At 63.2% G+C, this 19,039-nt stretch carries 17 protein-coding genes; 6 read left to right on the top strand and 11 right to left on the bottom strand.

Annotated features, from left to right (window positions below):
• Window positions 1-174: 174 nt before the first annotated feature.
• Window positions 175-795: an SAM-dependent methyltransferase gene (locus tag ASF00_RS07845; RefSeq protein WP_055876643.1), complete on the bottom strand. Its 621-nt coding sequence runs from the start codon at window positions 793-795 to the stop codon at window positions 175-177.
• 264 nt (window positions 796-1,059) lie between these two features.
• Window positions 1,060-2,412 (bottom strand): APC family permease, encoded by a 1,353-nt coding sequence (locus tag ASF00_RS07840; protein ID WP_055876640.1) that lies wholly within the window; start codon window positions 2,410-2,412, stop codon window positions 1,060-1,062.
• Between the two features lie 181 nt (window positions 2,413-2,593).
• On the opposite strand from ASF00_RS07840, the gene ASF00_RS07835 reads away from it, so the two are divergent.
• The gene (locus ASF00_RS07835; RefSeq protein WP_055876636.1) at window positions 2,594-3,880 is read left to right on the top strand and encodes a glycoside hydrolase family 130 protein; all 1,287 of its coding nucleotides are present in this window, start codon (window positions 2,594-2,596) and stop codon (window positions 3,878-3,880) included.
• Window positions 3,881-3,951: 71 nt separating this feature from the next.
• On the opposite strand, the gene ASF00_RS07830 is transcribed toward ASF00_RS07835, so the two are convergent.
• Both ASF00_RS07830 and ASF00_RS07825 read right to left on the bottom strand, forming a co-directional pair.
• The gene (locus ASF00_RS07830; protein WP_055876633.1) at window positions 3,952-4,884 is read right to left on the bottom strand and encodes an AEC family transporter; all 933 of its coding nucleotides are present in this window, start codon (window positions 4,882-4,884) and stop codon (window positions 3,952-3,954) included.
• Complete coding sequence (locus ASF00_RS07825) at window positions 4,881-6,374, bottom strand: FAD/NAD(P)-binding protein (RefSeq protein WP_156348231.1); 1,494 nt, start codon at window positions 6,372-6,374, stop codon at window positions 4,881-4,883. The genes ASF00_RS07830 and ASF00_RS07825 overlap by 4 nt, the downstream gene beginning before the upstream one ends.
• 581 nt (window positions 6,375-6,955) lie before the next feature.
• Here ASF00_RS07825 and ASF00_RS07820 point away from each other — a divergent pair.
• The 4 genes from ASF00_RS07820 (at window position 6,956) to ASF00_RS07805 (ending at window position 10,588) form a co-directional block, all read left to right on the top strand.
• Window positions 6,956-7,870, top strand: a complete 915-nt coding sequence (locus tag ASF00_RS07820; RefSeq protein ID WP_235525673.1) for a PQQ-dependent sugar dehydrogenase — start codon at window positions 6,956-6,958, stop codon at window positions 7,868-7,870.
• A 14-nt stretch (window positions 7,871-7,884) separates the two neighbouring features.
• Entirely contained in the window at window positions 7,885-8,745 is an 861-nt protein-coding gene (locus ASF00_RS07815) for a hypothetical protein (RefSeq protein ID WP_156348230.1), read from the top strand.
• Window positions 8,746-9,355: 610 nt separating this feature from the next.
• Window positions 9,356-9,847, top strand: a complete 492-nt coding sequence (locus tag ASF00_RS07810; RefSeq protein ID WP_055876620.1) for an alpha/beta fold hydrolase — start codon at window positions 9,356-9,358, stop codon at window positions 9,845-9,847.
• 327 nt (window positions 9,848-10,174) lie between these two features.
• Window positions 10,175-10,588 carry an alpha/beta hydrolase gene (locus tag ASF00_RS07805; protein ID WP_055876618.1) on the top strand — a complete coding sequence of 138 codons (414 nt, stop codon included), beginning with the start codon at window positions 10,175-10,177 and terminating at the stop codon, window positions 10,586-10,588.
• A gap of 263 nt (window positions 10,589-10,851) precedes the next feature.
• Here the strand turns inward: ASF00_RS07805 and ASF00_RS07800 are convergent, their stop codons facing one another.
• The 4 genes from ASF00_RS07800 to ASF00_RS07785 form a co-directional block, all read right to left on the bottom strand.
• Window positions 10,852-12,423: an alkaline phosphatase D family protein gene (locus ASF00_RS07800; RefSeq protein WP_082463291.1), complete on the bottom strand. Its 1,572-nt coding sequence runs from the start codon at window positions 12,421-12,423 to the stop codon at window positions 10,852-10,854.
• Between the two features lie 10 nt (window positions 12,424-12,433).
• Window positions 12,434-13,222: an acid phosphatase gene (locus ASF00_RS07795; protein WP_055876615.1), complete on the bottom strand. Its 789-nt coding sequence runs from the start codon at window positions 13,220-13,222 to the stop codon at window positions 12,434-12,436.
• Window positions 13,223-13,306: 84 nt separating this feature from the next.
• Entirely contained in the window at window positions 13,307-13,948 is a 642-nt protein-coding gene (locus tag ASF00_RS07790; protein ID WP_055876612.1) for a DUF1826 domain-containing protein, read from the bottom strand.
• A complete protein-coding gene (locus ASF00_RS07785; protein ID WP_055876609.1) occupies window positions 13,948-15,165 on the bottom strand; it encodes a GTP-binding protein in 1,218 nt (405 codons plus the stop codon). Before ASF00_RS07785 ends, ASF00_RS07790 begins: the two co-directional genes overlap by 1 nt.
• 86 nt (window positions 15,166-15,251) lie before the next feature.
• On the opposite strand from ASF00_RS07785, the gene ASF00_RS07780 reads away from it, so the two are divergent.
• Window positions 15,252-15,620, top strand: a complete 369-nt coding sequence (locus tag ASF00_RS07780) for a MerC domain-containing protein (RefSeq protein WP_055876607.1) — start codon at window positions 15,252-15,254, stop codon at window positions 15,618-15,620.
• Between the two features lie 313 nt (window positions 15,621-15,933).
• Here ASF00_RS07780 and ASF00_RS07775 read toward each other — a convergent pair whose 3' ends face one another.
• From ASF00_RS07775 to ASF00_RS07770, 3 genes are all read right to left on the bottom strand, one after another.
• Entirely contained in the window at window positions 15,934-16,497 is a 564-nt protein-coding gene (locus tag ASF00_RS07775) for a DUF7010 family protein (protein ID WP_156348229.1), read from the bottom strand.
• Window positions 16,498-16,633: 136 nt separating this feature from the next.
• Entirely contained in the window at window positions 16,634-17,083 is a 450-nt protein-coding gene (locus ASF00_RS17915; RefSeq protein ID WP_235525695.1) for a DUF885 domain-containing protein, read from the bottom strand.
• Between the two features lie 81 nt (window positions 17,084-17,164).
• The gene (locus ASF00_RS07770) at window positions 17,165-18,889 is read right to left on the bottom strand and encodes a DUF885 domain-containing protein (RefSeq protein ID WP_055876601.1); all 1,725 of its coding nucleotides are present in this window, start codon (window positions 18,887-18,889) and stop codon (window positions 17,165-17,167) included.
• Window positions 18,890-19,039 lie beyond the last annotated feature (150 nt).

Raw genomic sequence — 19,039 nt, 5'->3', positions numbered from 1 at the left:
CCTTCATGGCTCAAGCGCGGAAGGAGGGGGGAGGGTTCCGATGACTTGAAGCTGCTACGGCAATATCGCTCAGCGAACTGGCTTCCGAAGTTTCGGATCTGGGTCGAGTATGATCGAGCAGCACCCTACTCAGGAAGCGGTTTGTTCTGGTTTTCTGATCGCGCGATGCGCGCGTCAGTTAGCGCCCGTAATGCTATCACCGTTTACCACTCCCTCGCAGTTACGGCCCAGTGCCGTAAAGCGAATGAGGCTGCCACGCAGTCCGGTGCGAGTTAGCGTCTCCGTCGACCCTGCGCGACGTAGCGCACCACCAATATCCTGGAAGTGTTGGTGTAGGGTTACCCGGGCGCCATCATCGAGCACCCACTCGCCAGCCACCGCCGCGGGCACTCGCCAAAGGTAGGGATGCGACCCACCAACCCGACCGGTGCTGTCCGGCGCCCAATCCGCCATATCGAAAGCATGACTGACGATACGCGAGCCAGGCGCAAGATCACGCAGCAAGCGAGAGCGCAAACGTAAGTTGACTTGGGGTAATAGGAACATGGTCACGACCGAGTGGCCGCGCACCGGAGTTACGAACAGGTCTTGCGCCATAAAGCGCGTAAGGTCAGCGACTCCGACCCTGATTGCGGCAGCTTTTGCCTCGCCGATCAACACCGGGTCGATGTCGATCGCGGTTCCTGAAGCACCACGCCTGGCAGCAGCAATCAGAATGCGACCGTCACCTGTCCCGAGGTCGAGCACGCGGTCGCCTGGACCAACGGCCGCCATGTCTAGCATCTTGTCGATCACCTCCGGTCGGGTGCCGAGATAGGGTACGTCAAGCGTCGGTCCATGACCGGTCAACGTTTCCCAGAAACACCGGGCACCGCCCGGCGAAAGGCACCGAGCACCGAGTGCGACGCTCCCGCTGACGAGCAGCGTGAGAGCTAGCGCGGGTAAATTGAAACGACGAGCCATCGATCTGAATCGTACCGTCAAGTATTCCGTGAGGCCAGTATTCCACAGAATTAATATGCCGTATTTGCACGACTTATCGCACGAATGACGGTGGCGTTAGTCCTGTCCTACTGGGGGTCGCGATGGATCTCGCACCAGAAACAGAAGGAGCACGCCGACCGCGAGGACAGCGACACCGACCAGCGCGCTTACTCCGGTATAGGCAATGCTCGAATAAAGAAGGTAGGCGCTCGTCGCGCAGAATAGTGCCGGTAGAATTGGATAGAGGGGGACGCGAAAACTACCCGGTGGGGGCGGACCGCGACGTCTGAGCACGAACACCGCTCCACCCACCATTAACAGAAATAACCAGAAGACCGGCGCGGTGTACTCGACCACCGCGCCGAAAGCGTTGCGGTTGAACGTTGCGCCTAGGACGAGGAGGAGGGCGATGCCACCTTGGAGAAGCATGGCGTTGCCCGGCGTGCCGCGGGTGGCGTTCCAAGCTCCGAGCCAGCCAAGACGAGGGAATGTGCGGCCCAATGCATAGCTCGTGCGCGCACCGGTGATGACGGTGGCATTGGCCGAACTGAGCGCCGCAACCGCGATCGCTAAGCTTATCGAAGTAGCGCCGGCGGGGCCAAAAGCGTGCGCCATCACATCGGCTGCCACGGTTTGACTACCTGCCACGCCTTCCAACCCCAGCGCCCTCAGGTAGGCGCAGTTCACGAGCAGGTAGAGCAGCGTGACCAGTCCCAGTCCGGCGACGATCACCGGTGCGATACGTCGACGTGAATTCTTCAACTCGGCGGAGATGTAGACTACTTCGCTCCACCCACCATAGGTCAGCAAAACGAAGACAAGCACCAGCCCGAAGGCACCCTCCCGTTCGGTAGGAGGAGCAGGTGCGGCTTCTGGCGCAATGAGCAACCCGGCGACGATGACGGCGAGAAGACCTGCGACTTCTGCGCAGGTCATCCAGAACTGCGCCTCGGCACCCTGTCGGATGCCGAGCCAATTGAGAAACGTGAGCCCGATGACGAGGAGCGTCGCATAGATGCTGCTGGTATTAGGTCCGAACGACCAGACGGCCGCGACATAGTCCCCGAAGACGTAGGCCAGCAGCGCCAGCGAGCCGGTCTGTATTACGGCGAGACGCGCCCAGCCGTAGAGGAAGGCCACGCTGCGGCCGAATGCCAGTTCGAGAAAGTGGAAGTCGCCCCCGGCACTTGGGTGGGCAGAGGCGAGCTCGGCATAGCAGAGCGCGCCAATGATGGAGAGCAGGCCACCCAAAGCCCAGGTTCCAAGGAACATTGCTTCGCTGGAAGCTGCCCCCGCAACCATTGCGGGAGCGTGAAAGATGCCCGCTCCAACCACGATGCCGACGCACAACGCCATACCATGCCGAATACCAAGCGTTGGCTTGGGCTTCGCAAGGGCGTCTTCTGCTGGCAAGGTAGTGTCGTTCATTGCCGCCTTCTGCAACGCTCGGCGACGTCGCGAAACCGTTTGATTGAGCGCTCGCTGCGATCTTGCAACTTGAAGCCGCAAAGCGCGCGTTTTGCTGCCAGCTTGGGATCATGGCCGGTTCGGTATCGTTACACGGTCTGTTGCGAGCGTTCTCTCGCGCTAACCGAAAGGCCCGACGCCGATGAACGCTGCCGATGTTTTCGCTACGCTCGACGTAGAACTGAAACCCGATCCGTCGCGCACCGTGATCAGGCCGTTCAGCTTTGGCTATCCGCAGGCGTTCGAGGCGGACCACCCGCCACGCAGCCAGGTGGTCGTAGACCGCATCCTGGCGCTGGACGATACGATGCGGGCGAGGATGCTCGACTTGTTGCTGACGCCGATGCGCGAGCGTCATCGCAACGTCGAGCAGGTGCTGTTGCGGCGCTACGACGAAGTACGGCAGGACTTGAGCGACGGTGATTTCACCAATGCCGAGCGCCTCCTAATTGGCGCGTATTTCAGTCAAGAATACGCGTTCGAGTCCGCCGCGTTATTCAATCCCAGCATCGTCTCTCTGACGGACGAGGAGCCGAGCATGCCCGGCGCCGTCCGTTTCGTCCTGTCGTTGCGCGGGATCGGTGAGGGGCATATCTCGTCGATTACGTTTCGCACCGGTGAATGGGGGCCGGGCGACCGGCTGGTGATCGATCCGCCGAGCGCCCACGGCGTGCCGCCGCGCATCGAACGCCAGGATGACGGATGGGTCCGGCTGCTGTGCGAGGACAGCCAGAACGCGTCCGAAACCGTCATCTTCCCCGTGCTACCCAGCCAGCGCCAAGGCATCGAGGATCTTCGCCTCGTCAACTTCACCGATCACGACGGCGTCCGCAGCATCATCGGCACGTACACCGCGTTCGACGGCAAAGACGCGCGCCAAGAAATCCTGCGCGGGGTCGACCTGCGCCGTGTCGAGATGAGGCCGCTTACCGGAGCCATGACGGGCTATAAGGGTATGGCGCTCTTCCCGCGGCGGATCGGTAATCAGTTCGTGATGCTGGGGCGGCAGGACAGCGAGAATATCTGGTTGCTGCGATCGGACGATCTTTACACGTGGGAAATCGGAGCGCCGATCATGGCGCCGAAATATCCGTGGGAGTTCGTGCAGCTGGGCAATTGCGGCTCGCCGATCGAGATAGACGAGGGTTGGCTCGTCTTCACGCACGGTGTCGGTATGGTCCGGGGATATTGCATTGGCGCCTGCCTTCTCGACAAGGAGGATCCGTCCAAGGTGCTGGCGCGCACCGCGTCGCCGTTGCTGTTCCCGAGCGCGGAGCAACGCGGGGGCTATGTGCCGAACGTGACCTATAGCTGCGGCGCGCTGATCCAGGATCGTCGCATCCTGCTCCCCTATGCGATCGGCGACGAGTTCTCGGCGTTCGCCGTGGGAGACGTGGATGACCTGCTGTCGGTCATGACCGCCTGTTGATCCGCCGTGTCAATGGCAGCGTTTTACGGCGCTGCCATCGGCTGAAAGCCGGACTGCCCAAGGAACCGAGACTAACTTGTCGGCATGACCGAGTGAAAGGCGCCCACGACCAGCAGAACGAGGACGAGGGATACAGCGCTCGACAGCGCGACGAGGATCGCGGCCGCCTTGCGGTTCGTGTCGAGGAGGGTCGCGAACAGGGTCACGTTGCTGGCGATCGGGAACAGCGCGACGAGCCCGACGATCACGCGGTCGCGCGGGCTTAGCACGTCGACGAATGCCGCTTCGAGGGCCAGCGCTGCGCCGAGCAGTGTCAGGCCGGCGACCTGCCTGACCGCGAGGATGTGCGCCATCAGCTTTGGCCGCCAGTCGTCCCGGCCGGTTTCGGCGAGGTTGAGGCCGATCACCGCCATGCCTAGGACCGACACCAGCGTGCTGGCGATCGAGACGATCGGCGCGGCCGCTTCAGGCATCGTCACGCCAGCCCATTTCGCGATGATCGAGCCGATGACGACATAGACGAGCGGCACCCGCAACGCCTTGGTCGCGGCGGTGCGCGTACCCTCCTTGGTCCGGGCGATGAGGAAATACCCGATCGTGTTGCCGTACAGCGCGCTGCCGATATATGCGCAGATTACCGTCGATACGCCGACCTCGCCGAACAACGCCTGGCTGACGGGCACCCCGAAGAACGCAACGTTGAAGAACGAGAAGGACGCCGACAGCAGTTTGGGGTCGAAGTCGTCGCCCAGCCGCTTGGCCAACCGGTATGCGGGGATGCTCATCAGGGCCGAGACAACGAACATCAGCGGCGGAATCACCAGCAGCTGTCGTGGTTCCGTGCCGAGCACCTTGTCGATGACCAGCAACGGGATGAGGGCGAAGACGAGGACCTTTGAACACAGCTTCGCCGCCCAGGGCACGCGGGCGCCGACGGCCCATGCGAGCAGGATTACGCCGTAGAGCGGCAGCAGCGCCGCCGCGATATTACCGAGCGCGCTCATTGCTGGCGCAGGATATCGTCGACCGCACGACCGGCGCATTCGACGTTGAACCAGACTGCGTTGGTGTCGCGCAACTCGCCATTCAGCAATTGGCCGAGCGCGTACAACCGAGGTGCGTCGCGCGTGGCGGATATGATCCGACACGTTGCCCGGTGCGCGATGGCCCCGCCGACCGGATGCGGTTGCAGCCAGTCCTTCGCGAGCAGGTCCTTGATAAGTGGCTCCTTCATCTCGTCGAGCGTGGTGGCCTGGCCCGTGGCGTTGACGACGATCGGTGTGTCGAGCGTGTCGCCATTCTCGAACCGGACCGTGAAGCCCGTACCGCTCTCGTGGGCAACGGTCTCGCTGATCCGCCCGCGTACGCTGAGCAACCCGCGGGTCATTGCATCCGCCAATCGCCGTGCGTTCGCCATCGGCGTGACGAAGCGTGCGGCGGCGAAATGCGGGGCCAGCCATTGCCCGAACCGTTTCTGGTCGGCGGGCCGCAACAGGTTCCAGATCGCCGTTGAATCATGCCGTGCGGCGGTGAGAATGCGCTGGAAAGGTTCGTCCCCGGCTTCCGCTGCGGCAATGTCGTGCAACAAGGCAGTCTCGGCATCGCCGTCGTAGCGATCCTCCGCCTGCCAATCGATCGCGCGTCCGGCAGCAGTCTCTGCTTCCAGACGAAAGAGGCGGAACAGGTCCACGACCGAGAAGGCACTGCCCCGCTCGCGGATCAGTCGATGGACGTTTCCGAGCGTGAGGTGCTGACGGTCATACCCCGTCTCGGGTGCCGGGATTTCGACGCGTGGCAGCATCCCCTCCTTCGATACGAGGTGGATGTGACCGCGATGCCCATCGTCGAGCAGGGTCATCACTGCGTCGAGGGCACTCAGGCCGCTGCCGAGGATGACGACGGACTGATCTCGCTCGATCCCCTCGGTCATGCGGTGGGCGGGATAGGGCGAGTCGAAATAGCCGGACATACCGTTTAGATCGCCGAACCGATTCGGATCGGGCGTGCCAATCGTCAACAGGACGACGTCCGTCCCGATCGTCGACCCGTTGGCGAGCCGAACCGTCGCCGCGGCATGATCGCCCTCGATAGCGATAGCTTCCTCGCGGTGGACGTGGACATCGATCCCGGTGGTCCGTGCCTGATCGAGCGCGTGGTCGAGAACCCCTTGCATGTAGACGCGGTATTCGCGGCGCTGCGGGTATTCGACACCATCGGGATCGAGCGGGGAGCCGGATGCCGCGCGCCGCGCTTCCAGCCAGGTCCGGAAATGGCCCGGCTCCCGGTCGTAGAGCCCCATGAGGCGGGATTCCGTGTTCAGAAGATGTCCGGGTTGCTCGGTGCCGAACGCCAATCCCCGAGCAAGCTCATCGTCACGTTCGATCAGGTGGATCATCCAACCTTCGCCCGGATCGTAGCTAAGCCGCGTTACAGCTTCGGCGAACGCGGCAACACCGCAGGCGCCCATGCCGATAATAGTGAGTGTTTTCGGCATGATATCCCGTTCGCTGAGGAACGGCGACAACGCGCGGCAGCCTTTTCGTGCCACGGTGAACGTGAAACTTTTGTCATTTTAAGTGGTTCGAGCAGTTCCCCGGCCATGGGACGTTGCACCAAGGGCCGATCGCTCGGAGCCTAAATAATTCGCACGGCTGTCTGTCTCGCGGATATCCTTGATTGTCAGGGGGTTACACTATCGATCATAATCCGGGAGACATTATGAAAACGATTCTCGCAGCCGTCAGCCTTTTAAGCCTGACAAGCGGCGCCGTCGCACAGCAAACACCGGCAGTGGTAGGCCTGAAGGCGCAAGCAGAGCCTTATGCGACTGCGTCCGTGGTCAACCATCCTAAGACGATCGGGTGGCCCGAGGGACGTAAGCCAAAGGCGCCGCAAGGGTTTGAGGTCGTTAAATTCGCGGGCGGACTAGACTATCCTCGCCAGGCGTTGTTGCTACCCAATGGCGACGTGCTTGTCGCAGAGGCTCGTACGAAGCCGAAGCTGGACGCCGAGCCGGACGTTCAGCGGGGCCAAGCCCTGTCAAAAACGACGGGCTTCAGCGCCAACCGTATCACCTTGCTACGCGACGCGAACCGCGACGGCGTTGCCGAACAGCGTTTCGTACTGATGGAGGGGCTCAACCAGCCGTTCGGCATGCAGTACGCAAACGGTCGCCTGTATGTCGCCAATACCGACGGTGTCGTCAGCGTCCCGTTCACGCCCGGCCAGACGCGCGTAACCGCAACGTCGCAGCCGCTCGTGTCGCTGCCCGCGGGTGGCTACAATAACCACTGGACGCGGAACCTGTTGCTCAGTCCGGACGGGCGAACGTTGTACGTGTCGGTCGGCTCGGCGTCTAATGTCGGTGAGCATGGTATGGACGAGGAGACACGCAGGGCAGCAATTCTCGCGGTCGATCTTCGTACCGGACGAGAGCGTCTTTATGCATCCGGGCTTCGCAACCCGGTCGGTATGGCGTGGGCGCCGGGATCGAACGTGCTGTGGGCCGCCGTCAACGAACGCGATCAGCTCGGCGACGATATTGCGCCAGACTATCTCGTCGGTGTGCGCGATAGTGGTTTCTACGGATGGCCCTACAGCTATTACGGCAAGCAGGATCCGCGTCATGCGAATGACAGGCGCGAACTATTGGCGACGACGTTGATGCCCGACGTCGCGGTCGGTCCCCATGCCGCTGCGCTGGGCGTAGCGTTCGCACAGGGAACGCCGGCCGACCAACAGGTTGCTTATGTCGCGCGGCATGGCTCGTGGAACCGGTCAACGTTCATCGGGTATGACGTGCTCGCGGTACCATTTGCAAACGGAAGGCCGACGGCCGCGCCGCAGCCGTTCCTGACCGGGTTCGTCGCAGACGAGAAGACGAATGAAGTCTATGGTCGACCGGTGAGCGTGCAGACGCGCGACGACGGCGCGATCTTCGTCGTCGACGATGCCGGGGATACCGTGTGGATGGTGCGACGCACCTCGTGACCATACCGGCCTTGATGGTTCTCGCAGCGACGCTCGCGTTGGTCGCTGCGTCACCCGCGTCGTCGCAGACCGTGCCGTTCATCGACACCGAGGATGCGACGTTATCTGAGGTCGATGTCGGCGGTGCGAGCGTTCATCCGATCGTCTCGTTCGACGTCCGCAACGGCGATTACGCGCGAGGTGCGTATGACGACGATGCCGCCGGTCTTGGCAGGGTTCCGGTCCATGTCTCGGTCGGCGCCGCCGCAGTGCTGAAGCGCGGTGCGGACGGGCAGGGGACGCTGTTCCTCGTAGGGCAAAGCTCAAACGGCTTTCACGCGCCCCGCCCCGACGAAAGATCCCGTCCGCGCGGTTGGTACGAGAGCAACACGATCGTCGGTCTGGCATGGCGACCGGTCGATGGGCTGTCGGCCGCCGCAGCCTATGCCATCAAGGCAAGTCCCAACGGCGTGGCGAGCACGACCCATGAAGCCAGCCTGACGTTCCTGTACACCGGCAAGGACGCAGTGGGATTCCTTGCTCCCCGCTTTGCCGCCACGACGCGGACGAAGGGGCAGGGGGGCTTCTACACGATCGTCGGCATAGCCCCCGCGTTCCCCCTCACACGCTCAAAGGATGGCCTCACGCTCACATTGTCAGTCTCGGTCGGTGGCGGTTGGCGCAGCTTCTATGCAGCGGATAGCGGAGACAGGGTTTACGGCAGCGGCGGGGTGAGCGTTGCCCAGCCGTTGAAGATCGCTGGCGCAAAGGCGACGTTGCAGGGCGAAGTTCTCGCTTTAGTTCGCGACGCTCAACTCCGACGGCGCGACGCTCCCGATGGCACGACAGCCTCTATCGTTCCGCTGGCGACGATATCACTTACATTGGCGTGGTAACGTAGTTTGCACGTGCCGGTCGGCAGTAACCGGGTGTAGGCGAACGTAGGTCGAGACCTGCTGATAGTTGTTGAATAGATGTCGGCCAAGTTAAACTGCAGCGCACCGCCCAATATACTGGCTAATGTGATAGATTGTCGGAAAAGCGGCCGTGTGACTATTATCCGGCCGAGAAAACTTGCGTAGTTAAGTGTATCTGAACGAATTTCCGAAAGCGGCGAAGGCGCAAAGCCAGCGGAATGGCTGCTTCTGGGCCTGAGCTCTCTCTAACTGGCCGATTGGAAGTTGCGGCTGTCCGTTACGAGTTCCAACCGAGAGTGCTGGCAACGAGCTATGTTGTAATGGCGTATTATTACAGCAGTACACTGCTATGCTGTTTTGCCGGGGGACCGTTTTGATCCAATTTCACCGCGTCAGATTTACCCTGATACCCCTTGCGATAATGGCATCGACGACAGCGAGTGCATCCGATGGCAGGCGAGTGAAGCCACGCTTCGAAAAGTCAGAGTGCGTCGTAAAGGTCGTGCCCACCGAAAGGATTGAATGCGGTCTGCTATTCGTGCCTGAGAACCGGCGAAAGGCTCGAAGCCGCACGATCAGTCTTCCGGTAATGATCTTTCGCAGCACCGCCTCCGCTCCCGCGGCCGACCCGGTCGTTTATCTTCCCGGGGGACCGGGTCTGAGCAGCATCGACGGACGAACGACAGGTAAAGGGAACCCGTTCCTCGCGGAACGCGACCAGATCCTTCTGGAAGGTCGGGGCAACAAGTTCGCCCGGCCGTCGCTTGGCTGCCCTGAGATAAACGATCTTCGTGCCGCGAATGCGACTCCCACCGTGCAGACAGCGGCGGCAGCCCGCTGCCGGGCAGAGCTAAGCGCGTCGGGCGTCGATCTCGATGGATATACCTCGGCCGAGACCGCAGATGACCTTGACGATTTGCGTCGCGCGCTGGGTATCCGGCAATGGAACCTGATCGGCTTCCCCTACGGCACGCGTCTGGCCCAGACGGTGCTGCAACGCCATCCGGAGGGTGTGCGTAGTGTCGTTCTCGATTCAGTGCTGCCCGTCGACGTCAACTATGACGAGACGGCTGCCTCTTAACTAGGGCGCGCGATTAACGCCCTGCTGGACGCTTGCGCCCGCGATCAGGTGTGCGACGTCCGCTACCCGGACCTTCGCGCTCGCTTCGCCGCGTTAGTCGCCGATGCCGATCGCGACGGTATCCCGGCACCGGGTCGCGTGCTGCGTGGTCGCGATATCGTCGAGGCTGTAGGCGCCGGTCTACAGCAACCCGGCGTTATTCCGGCCTTGCCTAACATCATTAGCGAGACCGCCGGAGGCCGTTTGACCGGACTGCTGCCGCGGACCCGACGGGTCGCATCGACTTTCAACTGGGGATTGCGCTAGTCGATCTGGTGCGGTGAAGAAATGCCGTTCGAGAACGCCCATCGGATGACCTCGCAGATATCCCCGACGTTGGGTCTGGGCGGAACCGACAATCGCACGGCGACGCCGGAAATGTGTGCGGCGTGGCGCGTCTTTTCCGCCGATGCGCTGGCAAACGCTCCGGTGACAAGCGACGTGCCGGTCCTCATCCTCGCTGGTGAGTTCGATCCAATCACACCACCGGCCTGGGGCCGTCGCCTGCTCCGTACTATGACCAACGCAAGGTTCGTGCAGGTTTCTGGGCAGTCCCATGGAGCAATGTTCAACCGTTGCGGTGGGCAGATGACGATGGCCTTCCTTCGTGACCCCCGGGCGCGGCTGAACGGAGACTGCATTGCCAACATGGCGGGGACCGCCTTCGGCACAGGCAAAGACATTGCAGCACGCAGCCAGTGAGATCGCAGGCGCCAGCGATCAGCGTCGGTCACTTCCAGCCCGATGAACGAACGGCTGAGGTTGGGAAGCGGGGAAGGGCAACTGAACGTCCGGAACTGGGTCGAGCTTGTCATGACCAGGCGCCTATCGCCGCGCCAGGTTCACAATCGACGCGCGCACATAAAAGCGCAAGCGGGCCGGAATGCGCAGGGTAACCGGGGCTTAAACGCGGCTTTTGCCCGCATCGGCACAGATCGAGGTATCGGTTTCATACTAAGGTGCGGTCATGTCACCATCACAGCGGCCCGGCCGTGCTCGACGATCGCCGTACCGGACGTCTTGGCCACGCCGTCCGGACGCATCACGGTATCGACGGTGCGGAACTCCGTCTTCCACTGGTTCGCGTTTACATCGCAGAGCAGATAGCCTCGCCGGTCGTTGGTCCAGGCGAGAAACGGGTTACGAGCGCGGATGCGGTCTTCGCCGACCCGCCGGTCCGCGCCGTCGCCGCCCGAGGTAATCGACGTGCCAACAAACTCGACGGCGACGGCATCCCCTTGGCCGCCTTCGGTGCGCAGGACGCCCGCATAGTTCTGATGCTCGTCGCCGGTCAGCACGACCATATTGCCGAGGCCTTCGACCATCTTGAGGACGCGTTCGCGCGGCGCGTCGTAGCCGCCCCAGCTGTCCATGTTGCGGATCGGCGCGGGTTCGTCACCCGTTCGCCGGTCGAGCGGCATCATCATCACTTGCTGCGCCAGCGCGTTCCAGCGCGCCGTCCTTTGCTTGAGCGCCGTGTACAGCCATGCCTCCTGGGTCCGTCCCATCACCTGCGCCGCGGGATCCGCCCAGCCTGCACAACGCGGCTTGAAGCCGTCGTCGCAGGGCTGGTCGGTCCGGAATTGCCGGGTGTCGAGCAAATGCAGGTCGAGCAAGTTGCCGATCGTCGCGCGCCGATAGATCTGCATGCCGGCAGGGCCCGGAAACGCCGAGCGGCGCAGGGGCATATGCTCGTAATAGGCCTGGAATGCAGCCGCACGGCGTAGCGCGAACACTTCGGGCGGGTCCTTCTCCTGGTCGATCTCGCCGACCCAGTTGTTCTCGACCTCGTGATCGTCGAACGTCACGAACCATGCCGCCGCCGCATGGGCGGCCTGGAGATCCGGGTCGGTCTTGTACTGGGCGTAGCGGCGGCGATAATCGGCGAGGTCGAACAGCTTCTGCCCGGCATGCGCGCGGACGAATCGGCGGGGCTTGCCGTCATAGCCGACCGGCATCGGCGCGCTCCGGCCTTCGTAGATATAGTCGCCATAATGGAAGACGAAGGCGGGATCGTCCGCCGCGAGGTAACGATAGGCGGTGTAGAGCCCGTCCTCGAAATTCTGGCAGCCGGCGACCGCGAAGCGCAGCCGGTCGAGGGATGCGCCGGCGATCGGCAGCGTGCGCGCACATCCCGCGGGCGAACGCTCGCTGCCGACCGTGAAACGGTACCAATAGGGGCGATCGGGTAACAGGCCGGCGACCTCGACATGGACCGAGTGCGCGAGTTCGGGACGCGCTAGCGCCTTGCCGCCGGCAACCAGCGTCGCAAAGCGCGGATCGGTCGCGACCCGCCACTCGACCTCGACTGGCTGCATCGGCATGCCGCCATGCTCGGCCAGCGGGTCGGGGGCGAGCCGGGTCCAGATCACGAACCCGTCCGCGGCCGGATCCCCCGCCGCGATGCCGAGGCGAAACGGATAGGCGGCGAAGAGTTGCTGTGCGCGCAGGATCGCCGGTGCGCCGATCATGGCGGCAGCGGCCCCTATCATGGTGCGGCGATTGAGGAGCAGGTGCGAGCCGGTCGTATCGGTCATCAGTGTCTCGTCAGTAGAGCGGCTGGGCGACGAGTGCCGCTTCGCGGGTGCAGAGTGCCGTGTTGGGTCTTGCCACGCCGCGGGTCTGTCGGAGCGCCGCGATCTCCTGCCTGGCCGCGGCGAGATCGGCGGTGAAGGCCGGGTCGCCTTGCAGTGCGGTGAGCGTCGACGACGCCGACAGCCGTCCCGCTTCGACCGCGCTGGCATTGTGGACGCCGCATACGATCCGGCTTTCTCCGTAAGCCCGTCCGCGCGCGAGCAGTGCGGTCGCATGATCGGGCGCGATCTGCGCGAGCAATGTCGCCATCGTCCAGCCCGCGGTGGTATGGCCCGAGGGGTAATCATAGCTGTCCGCGACCTCGGCGGCGGGCTGGCAGATCGGCCCGCGGTCGATCAGGAAGGGGCGCTGGCGCCTATAGAATGTCTTGGCGATGCCGTTCTGTCGCGCGGTGTCGACCATCGCGCGCCGGAGCAGCGCAGCGGTCCGCGGGGCGTTTTTGGGGGTCATCGCGATCCCCATCGAGCAGCTGAAATCGCGGAACAGGTCGGCGGGCGCCAGCTTGACGTCGTTGGTCGCCATCGCCCAGCGCGGACTTCCCTCAAGAGCGCGCGTCGCCTTGAAGATCGCGCGGTCGGCAATGCCGCGAGGGTCGCTCGGCTTCGGCGCAGGCGGCAGGACGGCCAGCACGTCGAAAGCGCCGGGGTTGAGATAGCCCGCCGGCCCGAGCGCCTGCTGCGCACCGGCAACGGCACCGAGGCTCGCCAGCGTGATAGCGATGATGAGCGGCAAACGGGTCATGCTGGGTGGATCCTGATGGTGTGGATCATGGGAGGAGCGAGACGGTGTTCGGCGATCGCGTGACGAGGGTGCGCCGCGAATATGTCAGCCACGTTGCATCGCCTGCTCCCAAAGCGCGGCGGTTTCCGCTGGTGGTGGAGCGTCGAGCGCGAGCAACAACCGCTCCTCGCCCGTGCCGGCGATCTGGGGCGAGCGGTGGACGATCGCCTGATCGCCGGCGAGGACGCGACCCTTGAACAGGCCGACCGCGCCGGGCGCAAGCGATCGCGGCGTCTCGACGGGCGGTGCATCGGCGCGTTCGATCGCCCGTTCGATCCACTGCGTTCCCGATCCGCGATAGGTGCAGATCAGCCGGACGGACACGTAATCCGCGTGCCAGCGTTTGCAGGCGTCGCCGACCACCCGCTCGAGCCGGATCACGACGTGCGACAGCGCCATGATCGCCGCAAAGGACGCCGTGAGCGCAGCGATGTCCGCGGCGATATCCGCATGCCAGGCGGCCTGGGGCTGCTGCGCAAACGCATCGGTCAGCGCGGCGTGCGCGCGATCGACCGAAGTCGTCATCTGGATGGTGCCGAAGCCGTTCAGTGGTCCGACCGGCACCACCGAGGGTCGCTCCCAGATTGCGAGAGTCACCGCGGGGTCCAGGATCGCCGCGAGATCGCCAACGGTCCGCGCGCAATGGACATGCGAGCGGGATGGGGCGAGGGTCGACATACCTTTCATCAGGCCGTCTCCCGCACGCCCCAGACGGGGAATGGATCGGGCATTTCCTCCCACAGCCGGGGCGTGAACGCAGCCGCCGGCACAAGACAGGCATCGAGGCGGCGCCTGATCTCGGCCTCGTCCATGTCGATGCCGATGAAGACCAATTCCTGTCGCCGATCGCCCCAGATCGGCGACCATTTCGCCGCTACCATCCGGCCCCAGGCATCGCCGCTCGGACGCTTGGGTTCCGGTACGCACGCCCACCAGCGGCCCAGCGCCTCCGTCACCGTCTGCGCCCCGGCCTGCGCCAGTTCGCCGCACCAATCGGGGCGTGTCGCGAGCCAGAAATGCCCCTTCGCCCGGACCACGCCCGGCCAACCGCCGCGCGCAAAATCGTGGAACTTGGCCGGGTCGAACGGCGCCCGCGCCCGGTAGACGAAGCTCTCGACGCCGTATTCCTCGCTTTCGGGACGATGATCGGCATGACCGTAGAGTTCCTTCGCCCAGAGCGGGTGGAGCTCCGCCTTTTCGTCGTCGAACAGTCCGGTCTCGATTACCGCGTCGAGCGGGACGTGTCCGTGGCGCGCCTCGATGATGCGGGCATCGGCGTTGAGCGATGCCACCAGCTTGCGCACGGTTGCCAGCTGCGCGGCATCGACGAGATCGGCCTTGGTGATGACGATCACGTCCGCGAACTCGATCTGTTCGACCAGCAACCCGACCAGGCTGCGGCGGTCGTCGTCGCCGAGCGCCTCGCCGCGGTCGGCGAGAAAGTCGGTGCTTGTGTAATCGCGCAGCAGGTTCGCGGCATCGACCACCGTCACCATCGTGTCGAGCCGCGCAACGTCCGACAGGCTCTCGCCCTGCTCGTCCTCGAACGAGAAGGTCGCGGCGACCGGCAACGGCTCCGAGATGCCGCTACTCTCGATGACCAGACAGTCGAACCGCCCGGCCTCGGCCAGCGCGCGCACCTCGACGAGCAGATCCTCGCGCAGCGTGCAGCAGATGCAGCCATTGGTCATCTCGACCAGCGTGTCTTCGCCGCGCGATAGCGCTGTATCGCCGCTGCGCACGAGATCGGCGTCGATGTTCACCTCGGACATGTCGTTGACGATCACCGCCACGCGCCGGCCTTCGCGGTTAGCGAGGATGTGATTGAGGAGCGTCGTCTTTCCGGCACCCAGAAATCCGGAAAGGACGGTTACCGGTAGCAGCGGCATCTCAACTTCGAGCATCGACTAACCTCATACAGCGTGATACAGTATATCATTACTACATCGATATTGGTTGTGGCAAGATGAGAACGATACGGATTTGCGGAATGGATTGGCTCGATCGCGCAGCCATGGCGGGATCGGCAGCATGCATGGTCCATTGCCTCGCGCTACCGCTCCTCCTGGCGGCAGTGCCGGCGGTGTCCGTGATCATCGTCATACCTGAAAGCTTCCACCGCTGGCTGCTGCTGTTGGCGGTACCGCTCGCGGCGGTCGCGCTCCTCGGCGGACATGCGCGCCACGCGGCGTTGTGGCCCCTGTGCCTTGGCGTCGCTGGACTGGGTCTGATGACGGTAGGTGCCTTCGCCCTGCCGGAAGGCGACGTCGAAAGCGCGGTTACGGTAACTGGGGGCATCCTGGTGGCGCTAGCGCACGCGGCCAATTTGCGTCTCCGGCATGGCTGCGGTGCTCCATGATATTCTATGTCCGGAATACGACAGATGAAAATGAAATGGCGGTCGAAGTTCGCGACACTAGAGTGAGACGCGAAGGTAAAGCGGCCATTTACATCTATAGTTTGCGCTATGCCGATGAATGAGCGGCCGAGATAGCGATCGACGGGTCAGCCGCAAGGTGTTTGGAATGGGTCTGGGAAGCCCCGCGTTGCTGGGCAGTTCCGCCCAAAGACGGACACTGAGTGTCACAAATTAGGGCTCCGAAAGCGGTCATTCGTTCCGGTCGGTTCCTCCCGAGCCGCTTCCTCCTGATGCAAAAGTTAAAAGTTTTGCATCAATGTGCAGAGGAAGGTTTCCGCATCGCAACGATAGCGTAAACGTACGTCAGCGCCGCAGCGCCAGCTATCGCAGCCCCGCGAACCCCCTCGGGGACGAACAGGTAAGCTGCGTAGCAAAGGACCGCTCTCATCACGAAATGGATGAACCCAGCCGGATCATCAGCGCCCCATCCGTGAGGCACCCATACCATTCCGGCGAGGATGGCGAGGCCCAGAATTAGAATATCGAGGTTATCAGCGGCTCGCGCGGCGATAATCACAAACGGTATAAGTAGCCCAACTACCGTGATGAATCGCATAAACAGCTGTGTCACGGGGTTGTGCCGACTTTCCGATTGAAGCCCAGGCGCGCCGCGTACTTTGTCTATGATCAGGGCTAACGGAAAAGGGATGGCTGCGGCAATAAATGGCGCAAAGCTCGGAAGCTGGTTGCCAAGAAGGTACGCGGTGATCGCCAATGCGCTCCAGGCTATAAAACCACCGATCGGCATCGCCGTGGTGCTGGTAGCGAGATAATTCCTCCGCGCATCGGCTAATGAGATGCTTGAATAATCTCGCATGTGTGCCCCCCTGAACGCTTAATCAGAAGCACATGTATTCCCTGTCCCAAGCTCACCTACAATGACTGCTCAGGCTTTCAACAAAAAGAAAACAGCTCTCACGCAATCCAACGCGCTTTGCATGATGATGCAAAAATCACAGGTTTTGCATCGACCAAAGAGCGGCGGGAAATCGAGGGTTCCGCCGATGCAAAAGACTGATGCATCTGGGATGCCGGTTCAGTGGCCGGCGTCCCAGGGTGCGGCCGCCAAAGCGGACCGTCCGCTTTCCTTCCCGTTTGAGACATACGTCCGGCCGTACTGGCCAGCCGAACGCCGCCGCGCGACGACCTGAATGAACGGCCGAAGTTGGGTGGCGGGAAGGGCGGTCTGAACGTCCGCAACTGGGTTTAAGTGCGTAGGCACACATCGAATTTCGAAGGAGCATGCCCGAAAGCCCGCGCGCATGTTCCTCGGCAATCCGCTCAAGCATCGTCAGCGGCATCGCACCGGCTTCCAGTACATCGTGGAAATGCTTCACATCGAAGCGCTCGCCGGCGATTGCCTTGGCCTTCGCCGGTGCGCGCAGCCGGGCAGCATGGCCGATCTTGTAGCGGCACGCCTGCCCGGGTGAAACGCAATAGCGCTCGACCTCGCGCTGCGAGCACCCGAGGCGAAGCCGACCGTATCAGCGTGATTTCTCTACCGCGATCCACTTTATCATCTCGGCTTCCATCGCTGGCAGAGGGACAGAGCCCATGTCGAGCAGGGCGTCGTGAAAGCGACGCTGGTCGAAGCGGTCGCCCAACTCCGCCTCCGCCTTCGCGCGCAACTCGCGCATCTTCATCTCGCCGAGCTTGTAGGAAAGCGCCTGGCCCGGCCAGCTGATGTATCGGTCGACTTCGATCTCGACGTCGAGCTTCGCGAGCGCCGTGTGTCCGGCGAGATAGTCGATCGCCTGCTCCCGGCTCCACCCCATCGCGTGGATGCCGGTGTCGATGACGAGGCGCGCTGCGCGCCACATCTCGAAGGTCTCGCGACCGAATTCTTCATAGGGCGTGCGGTACATGCCGAGCTTGGTGCCGAGCCATTCCGAATAGAGCCCCCAACCTTCGCCATAGCCCGAGAAGTACGTCTGGCGGCGGAAGGCGGGGCGGCTGGGGGCTTCCAACGCCATTGCGGCTTGATGGCTGTGACCGGGGACGCATTCGTGCAGCGTCAGCGCAACGATGTTGTAGAGCGGGCGAGACTTCAGGTCGTAGGTATTCATGAGGCATGCGCTGAGCCCACCGCGACCCGAGGTGTAGACCGGCGCGATCGCGTCGGGCACCGGCTGGATGGTGAAGCGGTAACGGGGAAGGGTGGTGAAGACGTCCTTCAGCCGTCCGTCCATCCGCTTCGCTACATAGGCCGAGAAGCCGAGCAGTTCGTCGGGGGTTCGTGCGTAGAATTGCGGGTCGCTGCGCAGGAACGCGAGGAAGTCGGCGAAGCTGCCCTTGAAGCCGGTGGTGGCGATCGTCGCCTTCATGTCGGCGTCGATGCGCAAGACTTCCTTGAGGCCGATCTGATGGATCGCCTCCGGTGTGAGCTCGAGGGTTGTGTATTCGCGGATCTGACTTTTGTAGAATGACTCGCCGTCGGGCAGTGCAGCGGCGCTGACCGTCGTGCGCGTTCCGGGCAGGTAGGTGCCTCGGTAGAAGACGAGGAGCTTCGCATAGGCGGGGGCCGCGGCGGTATCGACCGCAGCCAGTCCCTCGGCGCGCAGCGACGCCTGCTGGCTCGCCGGGATCGAAGCGGGCATCGTCTTGAATGGTTCGGCCAGTGGATTGTCCGCGCCCGGCGTGGTGAAGGCGGCAATGGTCGCATCGCGCCCGGCGAGTGACACGCGTGGTGGCGTGAAGCCGCGCTTCAGTCCGGCGCGCATGTTGGCGATGTTCTGGTCGAACCAGCGCGGCACGTCCTTGAGCCGGCCGATGTACCGACGATAGTCGTTGGCGGTCTCGAGAGGGGCATAGGGCTTCACTTCGCCCCAGAAGTAGGAATCGCTGTTGAGCGGCGCCTCGTAGGTGCGGAAGTCGATGTTCGCGACTTCGGCGCGGAGCGATTCCTTGAGGACAGCGACGTTCAATCGCTCTTCGGGCGAGAGTTGCGTCGCGGGAATACGCGCGATGCGGTCGAGAACTGTGCTCCAGTAGGTGCGCCGGCGCGCCCAGTCAGCGGGGGCGACGCCAGGGAAATGGTCGGTGGGCTTGCTTCGCAAGCCGTCCGTAATCTGCGCGAAATCCTTCTGTCGCCATTTCCATTCAGCGTCGTAGATCGCCTTGAGCTGCGCATCAGCCGAGCTCGGCTGGGCCCACGCCGTTGCTGGAGCAAGTGCGAGAAGCACCGTCGCCGCCACATATTTAAACCTCATCGTTTCCCCTTCGCTTGCGGCAGTCGTATCTGCCCCGGCTGGCAAGGGAAAGCGCGCCGGCTTCGCTTTGGTCGGCCGCGTGAAATTCGACTGTGTCGTGTCCTCGTTGTCGCATCCTGCCGGCTGTGGATGAACGAACGGCTGAAGTTG

Source organism: Sphingomonas sp. Leaf34 (genome assembly GCF_001421805.1).
In the GTDB taxonomy this organism is placed as follows: Bacteria; Pseudomonadota; Alphaproteobacteria; order Sphingomonadales; family Sphingomonadaceae; genus Sphingomonas.
This window is presented reverse-complemented; position numbering and strand designations above follow the sequence as displayed.